This is a genomic window from Bradyrhizobium sp. Ken51, from assembly GCF_055807435.1.
Map to the genome: position 1 here is coordinate 1 of NZ_JBVVPB010000128.1, position 685 is coordinate 685.

Consider the following 685-nt stretch of genomic DNA (forward strand, 5'->3'; position numbering starts at 1 on the left):
GGCGTGGCAGTTTTCGGACGCAATCCGCCATCGCAGACCGCGGCTTTCCCGTTTCACACGCATCTGCAATTCAGAATATGGGTCTAAATTGCGGCTAGGCAATCGCGAGCATGGTCCGCACGAGTTGCGCGATCTTAAAATCGCATTGTCTCGGATTGATCTGTCGCAAATGCTGACACTCGACCAAAGACTATATTGAGATCCGTTTATGGAGCTCTGCCATGATCATAGAGCGCTTATCCCAAGAGCATCTCAACATTGAGAAGCTGCTGGCCATCCTCGAGCGGGAGCTCGAGGTATTCGACCGCGGCGACCGTGCTGACTACGAGGTCATTCACGCGGTTATCAGTTACTTCGAAGTCTACCCAGATGTTTATCATCATCCCCAGGAAGACTTGGTATTTGCCAAGCTGAGGGCACGAGATCCAGCCGCTGCTGCGAAGGTCGGCGATCTAGCTCGCGAACACCAGAAAGGGGGCCAACTTTTACGCCGCGTCGCTCAGGCGGTCGACAGCGTTCTCGCGGAACGTGGCATTCTGCCCGAAGATGTGGATCTTATCATTCGGGATTTTATCGCGCACGAGCGCCGTCACATGAGGATGGAAGATCGCGATTTTTTTCCCGTGGCAGTTAAGGTTCTCGAGCCTCAAGATTGGACTGAGATCGCTTCAGCCGCGACGAGTCA

At 54.0% G+C, this 685-nt stretch carries 2 protein-coding genes; both read left to right on the plus strand.

Annotated features, from left to right (window positions below; all coding sequences use genetic code 11):
* The coding region (locus AC0L27_RS41120) for a hypothetical protein (RefSeq protein WP_473323804.1) at positions 1–199 on the plus strand (199 nt) is incomplete at its 5' end.
* Positions 200–221: 22 nt separating this feature from the next.
* A partial coding sequence (locus AC0L27_RS41125) for a hemerythrin domain-containing protein (RefSeq protein WP_473323807.1) occupies positions 222–685 on the plus strand: 464 nt, incomplete at its 3' end.